We start from the raw sequence: 22,225 nt of genomic DNA, 5'->3' as shown, positions 1-22,225 counted from the left end.
AAACCTGTGGACGATGCCACGGGTTTTATTTTTTTACTTAATTTTAAGGCAATGAAGAAACCAGAGGATAAGATATTCACAATCCATTCTATTACGGAAATTCATAAAGCATTTGGATTACCCAAACCCAAACACCCATTAATCAGTTTGATTAATTTCAACGAATGCAAATTTTTCAATCCTGATAATGCTCCGGTTTACGATGTATTAGATTTCTACAAAATTGCCTTTTCAACTCAAAGTATAGGGCGCTTAAAATACGGGCAAGGATATTATGATTTTGATGAAGGAACTATGTTATTTACCGCTCCTCATCAGCTGATTGGTGGAGTAGACTATGAAGGCGAAATAAAAGGGTATATCCTATTTATTCATCCCGATTTTTTTCAAGGCTATCCGCTGGCTAAAACCATCAAAGACTATGGTTTCTTTTCCTATTCCGTCAAAGAAGCACTCCATCTTTCGGACAGTGAAAAAGAAACACTTCTATCGGTATACAGTATTATCGAAAAAGAACTGAACAACTCGATAGACGAATTCAGCCAAGATGTTCTGATCGCTCAACTGGAACTGCTAGTGAGTTATGCCAACCGATTCTACAAACGGCAATTTGTCACGCGTAAAAAAGTGAATAATGATATCCTGGCAAAAACCGAAGCATTAATAGATACCTATTTTTCACAGACTCTATCTTTAGAAAAAGGGATCCTTTCTGTTCATTATCTTGCCGAGCAACTGCATCTAACACCTGGTTATCTAAGTGATATGCTCCGCTCATTAACTGGTCTTAATGCACGACAGTACATTCATCTCAAATTGATAGACAAGGCCAAAGAAAGACTGTCTACCACTACCCTTTCAGTTAGCGAAATCGCTTATGAATTGGGTTTTGAGCATTCACAATCCTTCAATAAATTATTCAAAAAGAAAACCAACAAAAGTCCGTTAGAATTCAGAGCCGAATATAATTGATATTATTAGCCACCCATTCTTTCATGCCTCCAGCATAATTTCTTACCGAATCGAAACCGTACTTTTTCAAGATTGAATACGCTATAGTTGAACGATCACCTGCCTGACAGTGAATCACAATATCTTTAGATTTATCTAACTTATCCAAGTTAGATATTAATGTTCCCACGAATGCATGTGTAGCACCTTCAATATGTCCCGCAACGAATTCTTTCTCATTACGAACATCTACGACCTGTACATTGTCTTCTTGAATAATTGCTTCAAATTGTTCCAGCTCGATCACGTCAGCTGTTTGCAATTCAATGCCTAAATCAGTTACCGAATCAATAAAACCAAAGATATTATCCAATCCAATACGCATCAATTTTCGTGTGATATCTTCCATAACAGATTCCTCTGCAATAAGCACAAATGAAACATCATAACTAAGCACCCATCCCATCCAGTTAGCAAAAGAATTGTTTCCTTGAATATTTAGCGAATGAGGTAAATAACCTTTCGCAAATTCAACTTTATTACGTGTATCTATCACCAACATACCTTCATGATACACTTTCAAAAATTCTTCTTTTGTCATTTTTTTATGTTGAGGCACAGCAGTCAATAAAGGTCTTTCTACTTTATTTAACTTCTTCATCATCGCAAAATATGTTGGTGCTTCTGGCTGACCATCTAATAAATCTTTCGTAAAAGATTCTTCATTATCACCATATTGCAGCGCCCAGTTTCTGATTTTTTCATAACCAACTGTTGTACTTGGTACAGCACCTAAAGCTTTACCACAAGCCGAACCTGCTCCGTGACCTGGCCAAACTTGTACGTGATCTGCTAAACTCATAAAGCGTTTGATCGACTCAAACAGTTGCTTAGCACCTTTCTCTTGTGTTCCTGTCATACCAGCTGCTTTTTCTAACAAATCTGGTCTACCCACATCACCAACGAACACAAAATCACCTGTGAATAACATAATTGGTTCTGACGTAGCTGGATGGTCTGTCAACAAAAAGCTAATACTTTCAGGGGTGTGACCTGGAGTGTGCAATACTTCCAATGTCAAATTACCTAAAGTAATCACATCTCCGTGTTTCAATCCTGTGTGTGCAAACTCATATTGCCAATCTGCTCCCCCTTCGTCTGAAAGCAATAATTCAGCTCCTGTTAATGCTACCAACTCCCGCGCTCCACTTAAGAAGTCTGCGTGAATATGTGTTTCGGTTACTTTAGTGATTTTTAAATTATTTTGAGCAGCGATTTCTAAGTAAGTATCTACATCGCGTTTTGGGTCAATAACGATAGCTTCGCCTTTTGCTTGACATCCAATGATATAACTTGCTTGTGCTAATGTCTTGTCGTATACGTGTTGAAAAAACATAATATTTAAATTTTAATTGTTTACTATCTAATTACTTATTGATACAAATTTCGTAAATGTGCGTGTGCCTATCAGCAACCTTTGTTACACAAGGGACGCAGTGTTAAAACCAGATTTCTTTGAAAAGAATATAAACACCCATCAGTAGGACAAACACGCCAAATACAGGTTTCAACTTATCACTATTGATGAATCTAGTTAGGTAAGAACCCATAAAAATCCCTACGATAGCCAACGAAGTCAGCGTCAATAAAAACGTCCAATCTAATGTTGCGTTTCCCAATTCTCCCGTAAATCCTAGTAATGATTTCGCGGCAATAATGACTAGAGAAGTTCCTACAGCCTCCTTCATTGGTAACTTAGAAAATAATACCAAAGCAGGGATAATTAAGAAACCACCACCGGCACCTACAAATCCTGTCAATACACCAACGAACGAACCTTCTAACAAGATCATCGGATAATTAAACTTTTGTGATTGTACCTCCAGTGTAGTATCAGACTTTTTATCTCTAAGCATCGTATAAGCCGCCACGACCATCAGTACTGCAAAAAGGATCATCAGAAAGACATCTTTCGTCACTTCGAATCCAGCCAGTGTAAACAAACGATCTGGAATAGCAGGCAAGATATACTTTCGTGTCAAGAAGACCGCAAAGATAGATGGTAAACCAAAAACGATAGCTGTCTTTATATTAACTAATCCCTTTTTGAAATAAGTAATTGATCCTATAACACTAGTCGTACCTACAATAAATAGAGAGTAAGCTGTTGCGGTGACCGGCAATACCGCAAATAGATAGACCAAAACCGGTACGGTAAGAATACTTCCTCCACCACCAATCAACCCTAGTAATACTCCAATCAAAATGGATGCTATATATCCAATTATTTCCATGACTTTTTAATTTGTTGATACAAAGGTCAGGAAGCGGGAGAAAGCCTACAGTTACATTAGTTACACAGTGACGAAAAATTATTGCAACAAAAAAGCGAGAATTTCTTCTCGCTTTTCTATAATATATATCCTTCTTTTAATGAGGAAGCTTGTCCTTTAACAAACCATAAATCCATGTTCCCATCAATGCACTACCTAGCACCACTAACATCGGTAAATAACCTGCACCTGTTAAGACAAAAATAGGGCCTGGACATGCTCCTGCTAAAGCCCAGCCTAATCCAAATATCGTACCGCCCACTAAATAGCGTGTGATCGATTTATCCTTATCTGGAATTACAATTGCATTATTATCTATATCCTTTACTTTCTTTCTTTTAATAATTTGAACCAAAATCACACCAGTCGCCAATGCAGTCCCCATTAAACCAAACATGTGAAAGGATTGAAAATTAAACATCTCGTAGATTCTGAACCAAGAAGCAGCTTCAGACTTAAACATCAGTATCCCGAAGAATACACCTAACAGTAAAAAAAATATATTTCTCATGTGTTTGATTAGAATAAAAGTGGAAAAATAAGATGAATCATAATAATACCTCCAACAAAGAATCCGATTGTAGCTATCAACGACTCTAATTGCAAATTACTAATCCCCGATATCGAGTGACCTGATGTACAACCACCAGCATAACGAGCACCAAAACCTACAAGAAGACCACCTACAATTAAAAGCACTAACACTTTAGGTTCACTAAAAACTTCATTACCAAAAAACTCAGTAGGGATGTAATCTTTACCTGCACTTTGAATACCCATTGCTTCGAGCTGAGTAATAGTTTTAGGATTCAAATCTGGAGACTGACCAGCTCCCAAATAATTTGAAGCTATAAAACCACCAATCATAGCACCAACTACCATCAGGAGGTTCCATTTTTGACTACGCCAGTCGAATTTGAAGAATGACGCCGTTTTACCCGCTCCGCACATAGTGCATATCGTGCGCAAATTTGACGACATTCCAAAATTCTTACCTAAATAAAGCAATATAAACATCGTGATTGCTATAAGTGGCCCACTTAAATACCAAGGCCATGGTGACAAAATCATTTCCATAATCAATTAATTTTATACAAATGTCCTGAAGTATTTTTATCCTATCGGTTACATTTGTTACATAAGAAAAGGTTTTACATTTTCTGTAAAACCTTCTATTTATTTGACAAGTATCTCAATACTATTTCGGTTGAGCTTGATTCGCCCTTTCGTTTCTAAGGCCTTGAGCAATCGAGAAATCACCACACGGGATGTATTTAATTCTTTTGCTATATCTTGATGTGTTTTATATACGATCGTACTATTTTCAATTTTGCTCTTTTCGAAAAGGTAATTCAACAGACGGTCATTCATATCCATAAACGCTATAGTATCTACAGCATTTAGTAATTCATTGAAGCGGCTATTATAACTTTCAAAAACAAAAGCCATCCAACTTTTATATTTCCCTATCCACTCCGACATCTTCTGAACAGGAATCATCAAGACAACTCCTGGCACTTCACCTATAGCACGTATCTCACTCTGTTTCTCACCCAAACAGCAAGTCATAGACATCGCACAGGTATCTCCACGCTCTAAGTAATAAAGTAATAGTTCGCCACTATCATAATCTTCACGCATCACTTTAACTGCACCAGACAACAAGAGTGGCATCATCTTAATATACTGATTATAATCAATCAACACATCACCCCCCTTAAACTCAACAGCTTTTGATACTTGAACTATTTCAGCTAATAATTCTTCTTCAAAAATACCACCATAGGTTTTGTACAATAATTCCTCCATAGCATTTATAACTTGTGTCTAACAAATATAAATATACCAGACTTTAGCTTGTGTAACATATGTTTAGTTTATTTTATATGCACCACAACGGTTTGCGGCTTGACGATGTGGCGGATTTATTTAAATTAGTTGTCAAGTTCTGTTACCCACAGGCTTTTTTCACAATTTCATACATTTCAGTTTCTTTTTGAGTTCCGATTAAGTATTTCTTACCGTTCAGAAGTTCAATTGCTAATCCTTTATTTCCCTTAATATTATATACGGTTCCGTATTTTGTCCTAAGTCTGATTCCCCACCCGCCTACGAAGCCATAATTTATAACTTCTGCTTTTTTCATGTCAGTCCATTTCGTTGTCTTTTTCACAAAAGGGAAAAAACTCATTTCAATTTTATCATTGTCAATATTGGTTTTCAGTTTCATTACTTTAAAAAGTCCGAGCAATGAAAATATAAAAATTGTGAATATTATTAGTCCAATGTCAGGCATTGGTTTATCGCCAAAAGGTTCTCCGAGAATAATCTGTTTATAAATTCCAATAGTCGGCAAAAGCCCGATTGGCAGTAAAATCAGCCATAACCACCATTGAGTGAATTTTTGTTCTTCTTTAAATTCAATTTTCATTTTCAGTTAGGTTTTCCTTAGCCCGCATTTGTTATAGCCGATGCTAGCGGGTCGTTGTTCTTTCTTCGTCCATATTATTTTATTCTCTTGACTTAGTCGTTAAGTGAATTAATACCTTGTTCTTTCAATTTTTCAAGGTGTTCTTGCATTGTTTTAACTTGTTCGGCAGAGTGTCCTTGCCAAACTGTAACTTCCCCCACAACCTTAAAAGGTTCTGTCGAGCGAAAAGACTGTGTCGGATTGCCAGGAAATTTCTTGTCGGTCAAGTCGGGGTCATTTTCAATTTTTCCTGTTGGCTCTACCAAAAATATTCTTTCTTGTCCGTCACCAAAAGCAAGTTCTGCTCCCCAAATCGCAGCATCTAAAGTTCCTGTCAAGAAAATGTATTTTGCGTTCTTCCGTTGTCCATAATTAGAATTATAGCCAACTTCAATTAGGTCGCCAATCTTCAAATCTGCTTTTGTCCCGTGAAAATAAGTCTGTGTAAAAGGTGTTGCACCTTGTCCGATTACTTTATGCTCTTTTTTGTTATCGTCCATTCTTTAATTATTATATTTTTCCCTTACTGTTAGAATAAGTTCGATGATGTCAAGCGATAAATGTTTGTCTTGAAATTTCCTACGAAGAACTGAACTTTAAATTTACCACTATCCTGTCCTACGAAGCACGAAACCCCTAATTGCGTATAGGTGATGTTAGCGGGTCGTTGATCTCTTTCGTTCGTTTCGGTCATTATTATTTTACAGGTTTTTTGTCAAGGAACTTTTCAATCATTGGAACTACAAGGTCGCTTTCTTTAAGTTATTAAATTCCCTTAACTTACTGTCTGATCAAATGTAGCAAATCCACTAATGTGGCGTTCATATGGAGCAAATTATCAACAAAATTGCAAAGGATTTCTAGTTAGAGTTAAGTTAGATGAATTTATAGATGAATTAAGCAAAATAGAATCGAAAAATTCGCATATATCAAAGTTGGTTTACGGAAATGTATCCTACTACGACTTTAATAAGGAAAATAATATACAAAAAGTAAAATATCCGGGATTTAGAAAGCACGAATCATTTAAAGATGAAAGTGAGTTTAGATTAATTTGTTATGATAAGGAGTCAACATTTAATGACAATAACTATTTAAAGCTTTCGAGCTGGTTCTATGAGGGTATTAGGATTTCTGCTCACCCTGAGTTCTCTTTAACAGAATACCATGACTTTAGAGTAGATTTGGAATCAAAGTTCGATGTAAGTCTCGAATTGTCTGAATTGTATATTTGGTACAAACTTAAAGAGACGCTCAAGAATCGGATAAGTTAAAAAATCATGATTGCTAAATTAATGTATAAGTAAACAGAAACTTTGAAAGATTTCGTTTCTCTTCTCTAAAGTGTCCGATTCAGACTGCTGTAATAACTATATATTTTGATCGTCATCCGTCAGGTAAGATTCAATACCATCATAATTATTTTCACTTTATGTAACCTTCTAACGAATGAAGTCCTGAAGTTTCAGTGTCATTTTGTCTTAACCGTTTCACCCATTTATACACTTCAAACCACAATACGGATATTGCAGCGATACTAGCGGCTATACCTAATTCCCCTGCATTCAATCCGCTTAAGTGGAAGAATTTACCTAAAGGCTCAATATACAATATGGCAAAAAGCATAATTATGACTGAGCCACTAACCACTGCAAATAATATGTTTTTGTTCTTGAAACTTTCAAACAGACTGTAATGGAACGAGCGGTTCGTCAGACTCAATAAAATATTGGCAAAAATCAAAGTTGTAAAAACCATTGCCCTTGTTTTTTCTTCGCTGCCACCATTCTGAACAGTCCATTGATATGCAAACAATACACCGGCGGTAATCACCAATCCCTGGACAATACTGATAGCCAACTCTTTCCAGTTCAAGAAAGTGTCTGCCATTCTTCTTGGCTTCTGCAACATGGTATCCTTCTCCATTGGTTCGTTTTCATATACGATGGAACAAGTGGGACCCATTACCAGCTCTAAAAAAATCACGTGAACAGGTGTAAATATCTGCGGAAATATCCAGCCCAGAAACAAGGGCAGAGAAACCGTAAGGATAATCGGGATATGAATGGAAATGATATACTGAATGGCTTTTTTGATATTGGCATAAATCCTTCTTCCAGATGCAATTCCGATAATGAGCCTGTCCAAATCATCATTGGTAATCACTAAAGCTGCTGCCGCTTTTGCTATTTCCGTTCCTTTACTTCCCATTGCAACACCGATATGAGCGGTTTTCAAAGCCGGGCCATCGTTTACGCCATCGCCCAGCATCGCCACCACTTCTCCTTTTTTTTTCAGTGCGTTCACTACGGCGAGTTTGGCATCAGGGAACATTCTGGTGAACAATACCTTTTCTTCGACTTCCTGTAGGAGCTGTTCTTCCGAATATTCCATAATTTCTTTTCCCTCTACGGCTTCGGCTGTATTTACAATTCCCGCCTGTGCCGCAATGCTTTTTGTAGTATCCGTATTATCGCCCGTAATCACTTTTACTTTTATACCGGCATCATAAATATGCTGAAAAACATCCTGAATACCTTTTTTCGGTGGGTCGTAAAACACCACCAAACCCAGAAAGTCAAACCTGAACTGCTGCTGTTCACGGGGAAGATCGTCACCCTCAAAATTGGATTTTGCTACCCCTAAAACCCGAAATCCTTGTTGCCCAAAACTTTTAATAAGTTTCCGTACATCGCTTTTCTCACTTTCTAAAAGCATGGAAACATCGAGGATAGCTTCAGGCGCTCCTTTCGCCGCAATAATCCGATGCCTTTCTTTATTCTCAAAAAGGTGTGTCATCATTGGTGGCTTCCCATCCAGCGGATATTCGTGAAACATCCGGTAGTCTTTTCTTGCATCATTTTTTTGTGTTTGTTCATACACCTTGTGAAGCGTTTTTTCCATCGGGTCAAAGGGAACAGGTTCGCTGCTCCACATTGCATAATCAATCAGCTTGGAGAGTGTAGTATCACCAAAATCTTTCTCATCGAAAATTTTATCCGACTGATAATCGTAAAGGTGTTTCAGGTGCATCGTGTTTTCGGTAATGGTTCCGGTTTTATCGGTGCAGATAACCGTTGTGCTGCCCAGGGTTTCCACAATGCTGCTTCGTTTGACAATAATACCCTCACGCATCAGCTTCCATGCACCCAATGCCATAAACGTAGTAAATGCTACCGGGATTTCTTCAGGCAAAACGGACATAGCCATCGTAAGTCCGACCAACAGACTTTCGATAACATTATCAGTTTGTATGTAGCTGAATATCCAAACCATTAGAAAGACGATAATGCCCGCCACCGCCATCCATTTTACAAACTTGGTAATCTGGATTTGCAATGGAGAACGCTCTTCTTTGATGTCCTGAATGGATCGACCGATTTTGCCTAACTGTGTTTCTGCACCAATTTTTTCTACTTCAAAAACTGCCAGTCCCGATACTGCTAAGGTTCCACTGTATACTTTATTATCTTCAATTTCACTGCTTTTGAATACCGATAAACTCTCGCCGGTCAAAGAGGCTTCATTAACGGAAAAATCGTTGCTGTGCACAATCTTTCCGTCTGCGTTAATCATTTTTCCTTCTTCGGTAATACTGAGGTCGCCAATCGCAATTTCGTTTGTGGGGATTTCAACAACCTGTGCATTACGGATAACCTTACTCAAAGGTTCATTCAGTTTTTCTAAAGCTTCCAGCGCTTTTTTGCTCCGGGTATCCTGATATAATGAAATAGCCGAAACGGCAATGATTGCAACAAACATAAACAAGGCTTCTCCATAATCACCTGTGATGAGATAGATGGCTGAAATAGCAAAGAGCAATATCAGCATTGGTTCTTTCAGGATATTAAGAAGTAATTCCAGCCCGGTATTTTTATGGGCAGTGTCTATACGGTTGTAACCGTACTTCTTTTGTGAAGCGGCTACTTCGTTATCGTTGAGACCTTTCAGATGGTCGGGTATATTATAGGACATAAAATAATCAGTATAAATTTAAATTTACCAATTTTTCTATTCGTTTGATGCTATTCGGCTTATTTAGAAGACTTTTAAAGGCGACTATTCATAATTAAAATGTTTTAATAATGCCCAACCCGAATTGCATCGATTGATAAACGGGTAAAATTATTAAAGATTGATTGTTATTTTTGGATATAAACCATTTGGAAAAGGTAGTTTTTGGTCTTGATCGTAATCATCATCGAGTGGATGATTTTCCAAATGGTTATTGTAATGGGAACCTAAAAAGCCAACAACAAATATTCCAGTTTTTTTTCTTTATGCTCGATGAAATGTTCTACCAATATGGGAAACTTCAACAACTGGGAAAGCTCTGTCGTTGAGATCAGGTATACTGATAAAAAAAATATGGCGAACATTTTTTTCATTGATACTAAGTTAGTTAAAAATCGTGATTATAACCCACGCCCGTCGTAATTACCATTTCTTTGATTTTCTGTTCTGTATCCATTCCATTTTGATTTTAAAGGATACCATATTTAAGAATAATAGCTAACTGTCCGGCATGATAGCTTGTATGAGAAATTATTCTCCCAAAGGCTTCAGCTTTAGTTTTTGTTCCAAATTCTTTAGTAGTAATCAATGTTTCCCAATCATCATTAGTTTGTTCTTCTACTATCGCTTTTAATTTTTCAAAAGATTCTGCAACGTAAGATTTTAAAGATATTAAGTCTGTCCACTCTCCCGTGTCTTTTTGTGCGATAATTGTTTTAGCTGTTACTTTTACTGTTTTATCACTGAAAACATTCTTTGCAAAAAGTAGTTCCACATCTCCAATATGTCGAATAAGAAATCCAACTGAGTTTTGGGCAGGCAGTAATTTTTTTTGTAAATCACTTTCTGATATATTATCTAAAAGATTGGTAAACCTTGTTCGGGCTTCAATCCACAGGTCAAGCAAGATCTTTGTATTGTTCATTTGAAATGTTACTTATATCTAAAGTTATCGTATAGGCGTTATTAATTTATAAAACGCTCAATCCTCCGTCTACAACAACTGTGGTTCCGGTTACGAACTGGCTATCATCGCTCGCTAAAAACAAAACTGCTTTCGTGATCTCATCTGCCGTAGCGTAGCGACCTAAAGGAATTGATTTTTCCAGTTCTTTCTTAGCTTCTGCAGCCGCTCCCGGAGCAAAACCCTCTTCCAAAGAACGCATCATTCTGTTATCAACGGGTGAGGGATGTACTGAATTTACCCGTATTTTTCTAGGTGCTGCCTCAACCGCTGTCGCCCTCATTACCCCTACTACGGCATGCTTACTTGTTATATAAGCACTTACGTTCGGACTACCATTCAAACCTGCAACCGATGAAGTTATAATCATACTTGCGCCGTCGTTCATTTGCGGTAAAACATACTTAGCACCCAACCAAACTCCTTTTACGTTTACAGCGATTACCTTATCAAATATGTCTTCTGGATAATCCTCAATAGGTTTCACTACACCTTCGATACCCGCATTATTAAAGAAGATGTCAATTTTCCCATAAGCCTTTACTGCTTCATCCACATATTTCTGAACATCACTAGATTTACTGACATCGGCAACGCAGTATTGGACATTCTCGCTGCCCAGTTCCTCTACCGTCTTTTTTAGGTCATCTTCGTTTAAATCCACCAAAAACACCTTGGCTCCTTCTTCTAAAAAACCTTTGGCAGTATGCTTGCCAATACTACCAGCACCACCGGTTATTAATGCAATTTTACTTTCTAATCTTTTCATATTAAATAATTTTATGTTAAATATTCAGTTTAACTTATTCTACCAAAATACTCATTTAGGTTTACGCTAGTGTTGATTTTGTACATGCAAACGTAACCTTGGTCACTTTTATATGACTTGGAAAACATGTTACCATTAGAGAGGAATCATAACTCCTATCTTTTATTTCCAATTCCTTAACAATATTATTTTCATCAAAATTTATCCTTTAATAAACGCTAATAAGGTAACATAAGTTACGTAGCGATGTTAGCTAATCTATTTAAAATAACCATAATAAGTTAATAGATGATTTTCAATTTCCTTAATTGCTTCTTTACTAGAGTTTGGATCTAGCTTGTCAATCTTCGCTTTCAGGGGCAATAGGTAGTTATGTAACTGGTCGTGTGACTCGCCTGTCATGGTACACTTTTCTAACAAGACGTTAAACTCTTTGTCTAGACGTTCTTTTAACATTACATAATCAGGAGTTTCTTTACTTTTCTCTTTTTTGACCATGGCAAGCATATTATCAATGCCTTCATTAGTTTCTATGTTCGCTATCCATTTCTCCCCATTATCCAATTTCACTTGATCTTCTAAAGGTATCAATCCTGCTTTATGGTCTTCAGTTACCAGATGAGAAACATCGGATTCAGTATGTTCAGTATCGACTTTTGACTGATTGCCAGTACATCCCATCATGAATAAGCCAAATACTATTGTGGGAATTAAAAACATTCTTTTCATTATCATAAATTTTAGTTTTATTATAAACATATCAAAAAACATATAAAGTAATCCAACCTTAACTAATCATTTTTCATTCAGATGCCTCTCGTTCTTTTCGTATTCTTGAAAATAAAATGCCAAAGAAATGTAATGCCAAAAAAGGAATCACATAGTAAAGCGAAAGTGAATGAATGGCCTCCAAACCGGCTTTCCAGTTCGCTGGCCCCATTTCAATTAAAAGTCCAGTTGCTAAAGAAACACCTAGAAAAAAATAGAAGAAAACATATACCCAAGATTGAAATTTCTTCCTTCTTGAATTTCCAGAACAAAAGGGGCTATCAAAGCTAGCTCCTTTTATTAGTACTAAAATCATTTTGAAAACAAACAGTCCAGTCAAAATATAACCAGCATAAATATGGGTATTCCACATTGGTCTTCTGATATCCTTAGCAATTTTCACAGCATCATCGTAAGTAATCTGAATACCTAAAGCTGAAAGATCGCGACTCAAAATACCGGCCATTATATCTTTATTCATCCAATTTAATCGCAGGAAAACTGTCAATAAAATGAATAGGATGACAAACCCTATGCACCAATGCAAAATGCGGTGTAAAATATAATTCCTATTCATAGCTATATTTATTGAACTCAAATATAACATGAAAAGACCTCTATACAAGTGCGTTATATCACTTATTGCAGTGAATTATATTACTTATTGTATTTATCACTAAACTGACGTCTCCCCTAAAAATCGGAGTATTTAAAATTAGAGAAAAACGGATTGAATTACTAATTTTAAACAGGAGGAACACAGATGAAAAAATCGAAGTTTACCGAATCCCAGATCGCCTTTGCGATCAAGCAGGCCGAGACCGGCACCCGTGTGGAGGAAGTCTGCAGGAAAATGGGGATCAGCGAGGCCACATTTTACAATTGGAAGAAAAAATACGGTGGCTTGGGAGTCGCAGAATTGCGTCGGTTACGCCAACTGGAAGAGGAAAATGCACAGCTGAAGAAGCTGGTCGCTGATCTGAGCCTGGACAAGCAGATGCTGCAGGATGTGTTAAAAAAAAAGTACTGAAACCCGCCCAGCGCAGAAAGATGGTCAAAGATCTTGTATCGGATTACCGTGTCTCATTACGCCGGGCGTGCCAAGTATCCCTACTGAGCACTTCGGTCTGGTATTATAAAAACGTTCGCAGCAATGATGGCCCGCTTCGCCAGCGAATACGGAGCATTGCCGAGACCCGTGTGCGTTATGGTATTGAACGCATCGTGGTCCTATTGAAACGGGAAGGTTGGAAGGATAACCATAAACGTGTTTACCGCATTTATAAGGAAGAGGGGCTAAACCTGCGTGTGAAGCGCCCCCGGCGTTGCCGAGCTGCCTCGCACCGCTCGGAAAAACCGGCTTTCTCCAGTTTACACGATTGCTGGAGCATGGATTTCGTGGCTGATGCGCTGTTTGACGGCCGGAAGATCCGCTGCTTAACTGTAGTGGATAATTATAGCCGTAAATGTATGGCTATCCAGACCGGGCAAGGGCTTAAGGGAAAAGATGTGGTAGCTGTACTGGAAGGGCTCAGGTTGTTCCAGGGGGCAAAGCCAAAGAGGATCCAGGTGGATAATGAATCGGAGTTCATTTCAAAGGATGTCGATAGATGGGCTTATGAACACCGGGTTGAATTAATTTTTTCCAGACCGGGGAAACCCACAGATAATCCGTATATTGAGTCCTTCAATGGGAGTTTCCGTGATGAGTGCCTGAACGCACATTGGTTTCTGTCATTGGAAGATGCGAAAGAGAAAATCGAAGTCTGGAGGGAGGAATATAACACCTTCCGACCCCATAGCTGTCTGGGGGATCTGTCGACCGAAATGTACATCGAAAAGCAGGTCAAAACAGCGGAACTTTCTATTTTAGAAGACTCCTAAATATGGGGAGAGGTCAAGTCCAAGTCTGAGTATTTTTCATAATCACCCAATGCTCTCGAACCGAAAACAACTATTTTGTTTACACTCTCTATCTTTGAAATAGTTGATATAAATAAAACAACCGTTTCCGACAACGGACTAATATGTTCTAAATTTTTGAGCACTCTATTTTTTAGGAGTAAATTACACGGTCGTAAACTGTCACTTTAATGGATGGAACAAACTGCATTGATATCCCTGTCCCTAATCCAGTGCTTACCGTAAAGGTTTTGTTGTTAGTCGGTCTTCCCGATTTGTCATAAACTTTTCCCGTTAAACCGTCTAAGGCTTTAACTCCATTTTCATGGTAGGCACTCTTTGTTAATCCATCTAAGGCTTTAACCCCATTGTCATGATATGCACTTTTAGTTAGTCCGTCAAATGCTTTAACTCCATTTACATGGTAAGCACTTTTTGTCAATCCATCAAAAGCCTTTACTCCATTAGGATGGTATGCAGAACCAGTTAGACCGTCCCATTTTTTTACACCATTACTGTGATAAGTTGTATTCATTGTCTTGGTTTTAATTGCTGGTAACGGTTCAGCAGCTCGGCGAAGTGGCGGAAATCGAAGTCGAATAGTTCAGTTTTTCACAAAAGTTCAATTGAAGAACTACTGTTGAATTTAGTACTGAACCCGCCATTTTACCAAACTGCTCGTTATATGCCGTATTTTATTGATTCGATTCATTTAGATGTAGTTTATAATTTCAATCCCACTTTTTTTCATAAGCTGACTTGCGTTAAAGTCATAACAAATGCCATTATGCAGTTTATAATTGAAAATCATAGAATCATTTATCATCTCACTATTGAAACTATAATTGGTAACTAGCTTTCTGCTTTCTGTCAACTTGGCAAGTTCAATATCATGCGTTGCCATAATCCCTGAAGTCTTGAGCTTACTTAATTGATTTATCAGTGAAAAACCTCCTTTATGTCTATCTTCCGAGTTTGTACCTTTAAACATCTCGTCTAAAAGGAAATAGATATTTTGATTATTTTCAATCAGTTTCAGCATCTTTTCTATTCTATTTAATTCTGCATAAAATGAAGAAATTCCATTTTGTAAATTATCTTGAGTGCGCATACTTGTAAATAACTTTAGGTTTGAAACCTGCCCATTTTTGGCACAACAAGGTGCTCCAGCTAAGGCTAATACAATATTGACGCCCACAGTTCTCAAAAATGTACTTTTTCCTGCCATATTTGAGCCGGTTATTATAATAACATCGCCGTATTTGTCTGATTGAAAATCATTACAAATTCGGTTATTCGAATTTATTAATGGATGCCCTAACGATTCAAAATGTACATAGCAATTTTTTTCTGTTATCTTGGGAAAAGTATATAATGGATTTGAATAACAAAAACCTGCAAAACTATTAATTACCTCGAACTCACTAATTGCGTTAATCCATAATTTTAAAAACGCTTTGTTCTTTATTTTCCATTTTTCTGTTGCGATTATCAGATAAATATCAATTAGAAAGAAACTGTTTAAAAGTGGATAGAAGTAATTTCCACCGATTGCTATTTTTCTTATTGGTCTTTGGTGCGAGAACTCCAAAAGATTGCATATTCTCTTAGTTTCATTGTATGCCGAATATTTGCCTTTTGTTAGGTTTGATTGCAATTCTTGTAGCTTTTTTGAGCTGAACTCTTCATTTTCAATAATATTAATAAGAGCCAGATATCCCCTCAAAGTTTTAAGATTTTTGGTTGAAGTTTCTACAATATATTCGGCTTGAGGCTTGACTTTCCTTAAAACAACATAAATGGCTATTATAACTAAAATCATGAAGGATAAACAAATAACACCGATTTTTGAATCAAGGTTAACATAAAAAAGGTACGTGCTAAGGAAAAAAAGAGCTGGTAAAACTATTGCAACTACTTTATAAACTAGCTGATGTTTTAGCAAAGCCACTGGTGTTTCTACCCATTCTATCAGTTTATTATAATCACTTTGTTTGTTTTGAAAGTGCATACCTGTCGCCTGAAAATGCTGCCTCCAATCGAATTTTAGAGATAGCTCCTTTATAGCCTTCTGTCTTTCGTTTATTTCAGAGTCAGGTGCAGATTCAGATAGCCACTTTGATAAAAGTGTCATTCCAGACTCTGTAGTCGTTCTATTTATTAATTGAAAAATGGAATGTTGACCAAAAATATCTAAATCAGTTGTATATGGGTGACTTTGATTTGTAAACTGAACTCCCGTATCAAACTCTTCAAGTTCACATTTATCTCTTTTAATTTCTGATTCATTTATTCCTTTTAGGAAGGATGTATGTTGTATTAAGTAAGCTATCTTGTTGTGGCGTTTTAAAACAATGCCAAAGCATGTTATCGAAATTGGCGCAAAAATCAATGCGGCTTTAACTAAATTGAAATGAAACAAGGTCACTATAATTGTAACTGAAAGTACCAAGATGACTAATCTAAGTAATGATATTCTGTTCGATAGCTTCCGTAATCGGAAAGCTTCGATTTCGTATTTGTCGGCGTTTTCTTGGTAGGCGTTCATTTATTAATTCTCGGCTTTCTTGATATTGGTAGAATCTCTGTAATATGGCATATAACGTTCCACGTATTGGCGATGGGCGGGATTTTTAGCACTGAACTTTAATCGAAGAACAGAAGTTGAATTTTGCACTTTCGTTGATACGAAGCGGTTCAGTCCGCCTATTGCCAATACGATGTTATAGCCAGTGCCTTTGGTTATCGTCATTGTTTTGTTGTCTTAAATGATTTTATCAAAAAGTATGTTAGCGGAATGAATATCAGTCCCAATGTCAATGGTAAAAACCAAACACCAAGCCCGCTTGTTTGTCCGTTTACATTTCTGATAGTCTGCAACGCAATTAGTCCAAAAATAACAACGATAATGAACTTTAAATATCTAAGAAGCCTTGTCGCATTTGTGTATTGTCTTAATGCGTTGTCTGCGGTTATGTTGGTCGGATAATTAAAGACGTGTGGAAATTTGTTTAAGATTGTCAGCCCGATAAAAAGAACTGTCGCAATTAACGGTAAAGTCAAAATGTTGCCTTTTCCGCCAAAGCCGTCCGCTTGTCCTGCACCGTTGTAATGAATTGGAATTGTGTCGGGTAAGTTTGAGTAGTTTGAGATTGTTAAAACCCAAATTGCAAGAATTGATGTCCAACCAAGAATTTCAAGTGTCTTGTCATATGTCGTAAGTTCTAATTTTATTTTCGGTCTTTCGTTCATATCGTTCAATGTTTGCACGGTCGTTCGTGGCATTGGCTATAACGTAGCCGGCGCTTGGCGCACGTGCTGGCGCAATTGCGCCAAGCGCGTGTTAGAGGACAGTCCCGTAGGGCTGGACTCCGTCAAGCGCCGGCTACGTTGAGCGGGAAGCCCGAAGGGATTTCCGCTCAACGGTCAAGTGTATGAGCAGTAGCGGGTTTTGTACGCTTACTGTTCAGTTTAGCACAAAGATAGCTAAAAGGCAAAAACTTTGGTTTTGGCACTTTCCCCGCTATTGCTTATACACATTGTTAGGTGCTGGCATTTTTACACGAATTTTATTGGATATTTCGTCTTTATCTGTCCTTTTGCAATCTTTTTAAGTTTGGATTCCATCAGCCTTCTGATCAATGGTTTTAGATAGTCAAGATACAAAATTCCTTCTGTGTGGTCGTATTCGTGCTGTATCATTCTTGCGGTCGTTCCGCTAAATGTCTTTGTTTGAAAGTCAAAATCTTTGTTGTAATATTCTATACTAATCGTCCAAGGTCTTTTTACTTTTTGCGATAAATTTGGGATACTTAAACAGCCTTCTTCGTCTTCCCAAAGCTCTGCGGAACGTTCAATGATTTTTGCGTTGATAAAAGTTTCCATTATTCCTTTGTCGTCTTTGTCAAAATAGATTTCCCTGTCCGCTTCGTCAAGATTTTCAAAAGTTGTTTTACTGTCCACTACAAAAAGTCTTATCGGAAGTCCGATTTGTGGCGAAGCCAATCCGCAACCATTGGCGTTTTTCATTGTTTCCCACATATCGGCTATTAGCTTGTCCAACTCGGGATAATTCTTTTCGATGTCGTTGCACTTTTGTTTTAAAATGCTGTGTCCGTATGCTAAAATAGGTCGTTTCATTCCTTTGCTTTTTATCGCAAAGTTCCAAAGAATGAACAAGGTTGGCAATGAACCTATGTTAAGTAATCTGTCTGCGAATACGGCTCAAGCCCTGTGGCGTTATTCCGATGTAGGAAGCCACGTATTTTAGCGGAATGAATTTTAAAATGTCGGGCTGTTCGCTGAACAGTCTTAAATAACGCTCTTTCGCATTGTATTTAAGCAAGGACAGTTCACGTTTGCTTTTAGCCAAAAACAATTTTTCGGAAGCGAAGCGTCCTAAATAATTCCCAACTTTGGTCTGGGCATACACTTTTTGCAAATCGTCAAAGGAAATTTGCCAAACAACGGCTTCCGTCAATGCCTGTAATTCGTATTCGGACGGTGTTTGCGTGAGAAAAGAGTCGTAAGCACAGGTAAATTCTTTGTCGAAACTGAAATTAAAAGTCAGTTCGTTTTCATCATCGGGAATGTAAAACCGAACGATGCCCGTTTCAACGAATGAAAGGTAATTTTCCGTTTCGCCCTGCCGTGTGATGATTTGGTTTTTGGCAAACACCTTTCTGTCAAAATGTGAAGCTATAAATTCCCATTCCGATTCTTGTAGCTTTACGATTCTTTCATAGTATTCTCTTATGTGTCCCATTTTTGACGGTTTTTGTCCTGCTTGCACCTAACGGCCGGCAGGTTTGCGTTCGGGCGGGATTAGAAGCACAAACGTTCAACCTTGCACCAAAGTTAATAAAAAGCACTGATGTTCAATTTACCACGTCCGCCCGCCTGACGCAAACCTGATGTTATGTGTTCGGGCATTTAGTCAAGCGTTTTCGTCATTTTATAGTTAGTCAGATTTACTCCTTTTCTGTTTACAATTTGTTCTGTCAAAACTTTGAAGTTATTCTTTTCAAAAAACGGTCTTGCGGTTTTGCTAACGTCAGAAGTCAAAACGGTTTGTTTTAGTCGTCTTGCTTCGGTTTCAATGCCGTCAAGTAGTCGCTGTGCAATTCCTTGTCGTTGGTGGTCTTTGTGAACATATAAAAAGTCAAAGTAATTTCCGTTGTCAAGTGTCGCAAAGCCAACGATTTTGTCTGCGTGTTGAGCAACTAAAACAAATTGCTTTGTCAAAATTTCGTCCCAACGTTGTTTGTTTTCAACGCTCGAAATCCACACTTCAATTTGTTGTTTGTCGTAGTCAGCGGTGCAAATTGTCGTTATTGTGTCCACAAATAATTTTTGCAGTTCAGTCAAGTCGTTTGTCTGCCCTTGTCTAAGTATGAAATGTTGTTTATTCAATTTGTCAATGCTTTTATTGCTTCCGATTGAGAACCGACAAAGTTGATTTGTTTTCCTTTATTGCTTTCAAAAATGAAATCGTTTAAACTCTTACTCTTAAATTTTGAAAAATCTCCAACAATTATCAATGGCATTTGATATTGTGTGAATTTTTGAAGTATATCTCCTGCAATTTTAGTTTTTAGGTCAAAAAAGTCGGGGGTAATGTTCTTTTCGTAAATAATGATTTTATCAAACCCTTGATAATATAGATTACCCAATAAATCTAATCCGTCTTCGGTAGTTCGTAGAATAATTTCGTCCGTAATAATTTCGGCAACTTTTATGTCGTTGATTTTGTAAGTTTCAATTTTCATATACTATGGCTCTGTCGTTTTGCGGGGTGTCCTTGCCTGACACATAACGTTCCGCGGCTATGCGCCGGGCGGGGCTTTTACCCGGAATTGTTCTTTTGAAAACGAAACCGTTCTCGTATCCGTAATTTGTCAACCGAAGACGGGTTTCCCGCCTGGCGCATAGCCGCTGTTGTGGCACGTTTTTTTGCTAATTACTTCTTTATTGCCGAAATCATAATAAATATTGGTCTTCTCATTTCATCCTTCATTTCTGGATATTTTTTTAGAATTTCCTCCGAAGGTTTTGGTTCGGATATTTCTCGAATATCAAAATTTGATTGAATTACTGTATTTATTATAGTTTCCAAAGTCCGGTGATATTTAGTCACTTTGTGTCCGAGAAATTGGGATTTTCTTTTGCTCTCATCTTGATAATTATCAATCGGCCAATGCAGTCGATTTTCACTTTCGTCTGTAAACCAATCCTGTTCGGCTCTTGAGGTAAACACAGGATGTTCCATTGAGAATACAAAACTTCCTCCTTTTTTCAAGGTTTGATTGATTTTTCTAAAAACCGTTTTCAGTTCTTTTAGGTAATGGAATGCAAGGGAACTAAAAACAACATCAAATCTTTCAGGTTCAAAGTTAATATCTTCGATTGCCATTTGCTTATAGTCGATTGCCAAGTCTTTGGAATTTTCTTTAGCCTTGTCAATCATTTTTTGTGATAAGTCAATCCCAATTACATTTTCAGCTCCTTGTTGTTTAGCATAAATACAATGCCAACCATATCCGCAACCAAGATCGAGTACATTTTTCCCTTGAAATTCAGGTAACATTTTTCTTAAAATATACCATTCTCCTGCCGAATTTAAACCGTCAATTGAACGTGGCATTTTTCCATAACTCTCAAAAAAGTTATTATCGTCATATTTGTTTTGTTTCATCTTAATTTTCTCTGTTCCGATGTTTGTTTCAAATGTGCCACAACGTTTAGTATATGAAAAGTAGGCGATTACAAAGCACCAAACTTTCGGTTAAGTACAAAGTCTGACACGAGCCAAAACCCTTGATTTTATTACTATATCGCCTATTTTTTATATACATTGTTGTGAGCAGTTTTTTTTAATTCTTTTATAAATAAATAGCTTTCAGGAAATTCATTCTGATTAATTCTAGTAAAGCCTTTTTTTTCAAGTATCTTAACTGAAGCAATATTTTTTTTAATACACCACGCTTTAACTTCTTTAATGCTATTAATAGTTTTTAATTTTTCCAATACCATATCTAGTGTTTCTTTTCCATAGCCATTATTCCATTCACTTTTTTCGAATGAAAATCCAATTTCACATCGGTTAGGAAATGATTTGTCGCATTCCAAAAGTAAAGTTCCGATTAATTCTTTATTTTCCTTTTTTATTATAGCCTTGCGAATTTTTATGATATTATTTTTCTCAATTGTTTGGTCGAAAATCATTTTAGATGCATCTGCAATTTTATTCATAGGTTTTGAGCCACGGAATTTCATTGATTCTTTATCCGAATAAATTTTGAATAATTTTTCTATATCACCTTCATTAAGATTTCTGGTTTTAAGTCTTTTGGAATTTAACTCAACATTTTTTAGCATTCTATTTTCTGTTAAAATCGGTAAAGTTGGTTTAAATTGCTCACAACGTAGCCGGCGCTTGACGGAGTGGGGGCTTTTTAGTACAAAAACTTGATACGAAGCACCCGGTTCAAATTTAGCAAAAATTTCCGTACGAAGAACGTCTGCCCCCATTACGCCAAACCGCTGTTAGCGGATGCCCTTTTAATAGTTTTTAATGCCTATTTCATAATCAAATCAATTACTTTTTCAGGGTTAGCATTATTGTTAATCCAAATAGCCTCTATTGTTGTGGCTCCCTCAATTGATATTCCGTTTGTTTTTAATCTTTTGTAAACTTCGGAATAATCAACCTCCAATGCTTTGAAAGCATCATTAATTGGTGCTTTTACTATTTTATTGATAATGATTGTGTCCACTGGAGGATATATACTTTCTCCAACAATAAGTGTAACCGATATAGCCAATACACCTAATAAAGCAGGAATAAAAACACCTCTTTTGAAATGAATTTTTAATGCTTTCCAATTGAGTATGATGTGAAAAACAGCACAAACAACAAAAAAAACACCCAAATACTCGTGAACAACTTCTGTATAGCCATCAAATAAATGGAAAAACATCAATAAACCCGATAGGCCCACGACAAGAAAAACCAAGGATATAAAAGGGGTAACATAATTTCTGTTCAGTTTCAT

At 37.0% G+C, this 22,225-nt stretch carries 27 protein-coding genes; 3 read left to right on the top strand and 24 right to left on the bottom strand.

From position 1 onward, the window contains the following. The first annotated feature begins 51 nt into the window (after positions 1-51). Complete coding sequence (locus WKR92_RS11450; protein WP_375557940.1) at positions 52-972, top strand: helix-turn-helix domain-containing protein; 921 nt, start codon at positions 52-54, stop codon at positions 970-972. Here the strand turns inward: WKR92_RS11450 and WKR92_RS11445 are convergent. From WKR92_RS11445 to arr, 7 genes are all read right to left on the bottom strand, one after another. After that, on the bottom strand, positions 953-2,347 hold the full coding sequence (locus tag WKR92_RS11445) for an MBL fold metallo-hydrolase (RefSeq protein WP_375557939.1): 1,395 nt from the start codon (positions 2,345-2,347) through the stop codon (positions 953-955). The genes WKR92_RS11450 and WKR92_RS11445 overlap by 20 nt on opposite strands. A 103-nt stretch (positions 2,348-2,450) precedes the next feature. Further along, a complete protein-coding gene (locus WKR92_RS11440; RefSeq protein WP_375557938.1) occupies positions 2,451-3,245 on the bottom strand; it encodes a sulfite exporter TauE/SafE family protein in 795 nt (264 codons plus the stop codon). Positions 3,246-3,381: 136 nt separating this feature from the next. Continuing rightward, positions 3,382-3,795, bottom strand: coding sequence for a DUF6691 family protein (locus WKR92_RS11435; protein WP_375557937.1), 414 nt, complete (start codon positions 3,793-3,795; stop codon positions 3,382-3,384). Between the two features lie 8 nt (positions 3,796-3,803). Next, complete coding sequence (locus WKR92_RS11430; RefSeq protein WP_375557936.1) at positions 3,804-4,361, bottom strand: YeeE/YedE family protein; 558 nt, start codon at positions 4,359-4,361, stop codon at positions 3,804-3,806. A 99-nt stretch (positions 4,362-4,460) separates the two neighbouring features. Continuing rightward, positions 4,461-5,093, bottom strand: coding sequence for a Crp/Fnr family transcriptional regulator (locus WKR92_RS11425; protein ID WP_375557935.1), 633 nt, complete (start codon positions 5,091-5,093; stop codon positions 4,461-4,463). Between the two features lie 142 nt (positions 5,094-5,235). After that, on the bottom strand, positions 5,236-5,715 hold the full coding sequence (locus WKR92_RS11420) for a hypothetical protein (RefSeq protein WP_375557934.1): 480 nt from the start codon (positions 5,713-5,715) through the stop codon (positions 5,236-5,238). A 92-nt stretch (positions 5,716-5,807) separates the two neighbouring features. Beyond that, positions 5,808-6,224: an NAD(+)--rifampin ADP-ribosyltransferase gene (arr, locus tag WKR92_RS11415; protein WP_375557975.1), complete on the bottom strand. Its 417-nt coding sequence runs from the start codon at positions 6,222-6,224 to the stop codon at positions 5,808-5,810. 342 nt (positions 6,225-6,566) lie between these two features. On the opposite strand from arr, the gene WKR92_RS11410 reads away from it, so the two are divergent. Further along, a complete protein-coding gene (locus tag WKR92_RS11410; RefSeq protein WP_375557933.1) occupies positions 6,567-7,028 on the top strand; it encodes a DUF2971 domain-containing protein in 462 nt (153 codons plus the stop codon). A gap of 151 nt (positions 7,029-7,179) precedes the next feature. On the opposite strand, the gene WKR92_RS11405 is transcribed toward WKR92_RS11410, so the two are convergent. The 5 genes from WKR92_RS11405 to WKR92_RS11385 all read right to left on the bottom strand — a co-directional run bounded on the left by WKR92_RS11405 (position 7,180) and on the right by WKR92_RS11385 (position 12,846). Beyond that, positions 7,180-9,729, bottom strand: a complete 2,550-nt coding sequence (locus WKR92_RS11405) for a cation-translocating P-type ATPase (protein WP_375557932.1) — start codon at positions 9,727-9,729, stop codon at positions 7,180-7,182. Between the two features lie 508 nt (positions 9,730-10,237). Then, positions 10,238-10,693: a DinB family protein gene (locus tag WKR92_RS11400; protein ID WP_220115263.1), complete on the bottom strand. Its 456-nt coding sequence runs from the start codon at positions 10,691-10,693 to the stop codon at positions 10,238-10,240. Positions 10,694-10,739: 46 nt separating this feature from the next. Then, positions 10,740-11,501: an SDR family NAD(P)-dependent oxidoreductase gene (locus tag WKR92_RS11395; RefSeq protein WP_325359946.1), complete on the bottom strand. Its 762-nt coding sequence runs from the start codon at positions 11,499-11,501 to the stop codon at positions 10,740-10,742. Positions 11,502-11,759: 258 nt separating this feature from the next. Further along, entirely contained in the window at positions 11,760-12,185 is a 426-nt protein-coding gene (locus tag WKR92_RS11390) for a hypothetical protein (protein WP_375557931.1), read from the bottom strand. A 118-nt stretch (positions 12,186-12,303) separates the two neighbouring features. Continuing rightward, positions 12,304-12,846: a cytochrome b/b6 domain-containing protein gene (locus tag WKR92_RS11385; RefSeq protein WP_375557930.1), complete on the bottom strand. Its 543-nt coding sequence runs from the start codon at positions 12,844-12,846 to the stop codon at positions 12,304-12,306. 186 nt (positions 12,847-13,032) lie between these two features. Here WKR92_RS11385 and WKR92_RS11380 point away from each other — a divergent pair. Then, a protein-coding gene (locus WKR92_RS11380; protein ID WP_375557929.1) for an IS3 family transposase occupies positions 13,033-14,153 on the top strand; the annotation gives its coding sequence in 2 pieces (ribosomal slippage) (positions 13,033-13,288 and positions 13,288-14,153; 1,122 coding nt in all). Here the strand turns inward: WKR92_RS11380 and WKR92_RS11375 are convergent. The 12 genes from WKR92_RS11375 to WKR92_RS11320 form a co-directional block, all read right to left on the bottom strand. Continuing rightward, positions 14,150-14,317 carry a nucleotidyltransferase domain-containing protein gene (locus WKR92_RS11375; RefSeq protein ID WP_375557928.1) on the bottom strand — a complete coding sequence of 56 codons (168 nt, stop codon included), beginning with the start codon at positions 14,315-14,317 and terminating at the stop codon, positions 14,150-14,152. The genes WKR92_RS11380 and WKR92_RS11375 overlap by 4 nt on opposite strands. Before the next feature lie 8 nt (positions 14,318-14,325). Beyond that, on the bottom strand, positions 14,326-14,706 hold the full coding sequence (locus tag WKR92_RS11370) for a hypothetical protein (RefSeq protein ID WP_375557927.1): 381 nt from the start codon (positions 14,704-14,706) through the stop codon (positions 14,326-14,328). Positions 14,707-14,883: 177 nt separating this feature from the next. Next, positions 14,884-16,719, bottom strand: a complete 1,836-nt coding sequence (locus tag WKR92_RS11365; protein ID WP_375557926.1) for a MutS-related protein — start codon at positions 16,717-16,719, stop codon at positions 14,884-14,886. Between the two features lie 3 nt (positions 16,720-16,722). Further along, positions 16,723-16,923, bottom strand: coding sequence for a hypothetical protein (locus WKR92_RS11360; RefSeq protein WP_375557925.1), 201 nt, complete (start codon positions 16,921-16,923; stop codon positions 16,723-16,725). After that, entirely contained in the window at positions 16,920-17,423 is a 504-nt protein-coding gene (locus WKR92_RS11355) for a DUF1648 domain-containing protein (protein WP_375557924.1), read from the bottom strand. The genes WKR92_RS11360 and WKR92_RS11355 overlap by 4 nt, the downstream gene beginning before the upstream one ends. Positions 17,424-17,729: 306 nt before the next feature. Continuing rightward, positions 17,730-18,311: a peptide deformylase gene (def, locus tag WKR92_RS11350; RefSeq protein WP_375557923.1), complete on the bottom strand. Its 582-nt coding sequence runs from the start codon at positions 18,309-18,311 to the stop codon at positions 17,730-17,732. 58 nt (positions 18,312-18,369) lie between these two features. Beyond that, positions 18,370-18,936, bottom strand: a complete 567-nt coding sequence (locus WKR92_RS11345; protein WP_375557922.1) for a Crp/Fnr family transcriptional regulator — start codon at positions 18,934-18,936, stop codon at positions 18,370-18,372. 167 nt (positions 18,937-19,103) lie between these two features. Continuing rightward, a complete protein-coding gene (locus tag WKR92_RS11340) occupies positions 19,104-19,583 on the bottom strand; it encodes a GNAT family N-acetyltransferase (protein WP_326326635.1) in 480 nt (159 codons plus the stop codon). Further along, positions 19,580-19,939 carry a DUF4180 domain-containing protein gene (locus WKR92_RS11335; RefSeq protein WP_326326637.1) on the bottom strand — a complete coding sequence of 120 codons (360 nt, stop codon included), beginning with the start codon at positions 19,937-19,939 and terminating at the stop codon, positions 19,580-19,582. Before WKR92_RS11335 ends, WKR92_RS11340 begins: the two co-directional genes overlap by 4 nt. Before the next feature lie 191 nt (positions 19,940-20,130). After that, positions 20,131-20,865 (bottom strand): class I SAM-dependent methyltransferase, encoded by a 735-nt coding sequence (locus WKR92_RS11330; RefSeq protein ID WP_375557921.1) that lies wholly within the window; start codon positions 20,863-20,865, stop codon positions 20,131-20,133. Between the two features lie 143 nt (positions 20,866-21,008). Continuing rightward, positions 21,009-21,701, bottom strand: a complete 693-nt coding sequence (locus WKR92_RS11325) for a GNAT family N-acetyltransferase (RefSeq protein WP_375557920.1) — start codon at positions 21,699-21,701, stop codon at positions 21,009-21,011. A gap of 47 nt (positions 21,702-21,748) precedes the next feature. Beyond that, on the bottom strand, positions 21,749-22,225 hold the full coding sequence (locus tag WKR92_RS11320) for a DUF4405 domain-containing protein (RefSeq protein WP_375557919.1): 477 nt from the start codon (positions 22,223-22,225) through the stop codon (positions 21,749-21,751).

The sequence above is a fragment of the Albibacterium profundi genome, assembly GCF_042159835.1.
Lineage (GTDB): Bacteria > Bacteroidota > Bacteroidia > Sphingobacteriales > Sphingobacteriaceae > Albibacterium > Albibacterium profundi.
The sequence above is the reverse complement of the archived record's forward strand: the minus strand, read 5'-3'. Positions and strand labels throughout refer to the sequence as shown.